Source organism: Alcanivorax sp. HI0083 (assembly GCF_001635175.1).
Window position 1 is genome coordinate 1 of the sequence record NZ_LWFX01000170.1, and the last position, 831, is coordinate 831.

Genomic DNA, 831 nt, shown 5'->3' on the forward strand with positions numbered 1-831 from the left:
ATTGGGCCTGCCCATGTACAACTTCGGCATTCCCAGCCAGCTGAAAAGCTGGATCGATCATGTGGCGCGGGCGGGCATCACCTTCCGCTATACCGAAAACGGTTCGCTGGGCCTGCTGGATGATAAATCCGTGACGGTGCTGGCGGCCCGGGGTGGGCTGTATGCCGGCACCGAGAACGATACGGTAACGCCGTATATCAAGTTGTTCTTCGGGTTTATCGGTATCACCGATGTGAACTTCGTTTACGCGGAGGGGCTGAACATGGGTGACGAGACTAAAGAGAAAGCCATGAGCGAAGCACAGGCGGCGCTGGCGGGGTAACACGCTGGTGACAATAAGCGAGTAACAAGTTTCGAAAATCAGGACAAGCGTTTTGCCTTTCGCTCCTCGTTATTCGCTCCTCGATAGTCAACGCAAGGAGATAACCATGGGACTGTTAGTCGACGGAAAGTGGCAGGACAAGTGGTACGACACCAAAAGCACCGGTGGGCGTTTCAAGCGCTCGGAAAGTCAGTTCCGTAATTGGGTCACTGCCGATGGCAGCGCCGGGCCCAGTGGTGATGGTGGCTTCCCGGCGGAAAGCGGGCGTTACCACCTGTATGTGTCCCTGGCTTGTCCGTGGGCCCACCGCACTCTGGTCATGCGTGCGCTGAAAGGCTTGCAGGACCATATTGGCGTGTCTGTGGTGCACCCGCACATGCTGGAGAACGGCTGGGAGCTGCGCGACGATTTTGACGGCGCCACCGGTGATCCGCTTCATGGTTTTAGCAAGCTCTATGAGTTGTACCTGAAAGCGGATGACAACTACACCGGCCGGGTGACGGTGCCGG

The 831-nt window shown here is 57.4% G+C and carries 1 protein-coding gene and 1 pseudogene; both read left to right on the forward strand.

The window, feature by feature from the left end:
- Nucleotides 1-322 (forward strand): FMN-dependent NADH-azoreductase (locus A3754_RS01835; protein ID WP_197468376.1); only part of this gene is annotated, 322 nt, incomplete at its 5' end.
- Between the two features lie 106 nt (nt 323-428).
- Nucleotides 429-831 (forward strand): annotated as a pseudogene (locus tag A3754_RS01840) (glutathione S-transferase family protein); the annotation flags it as partial.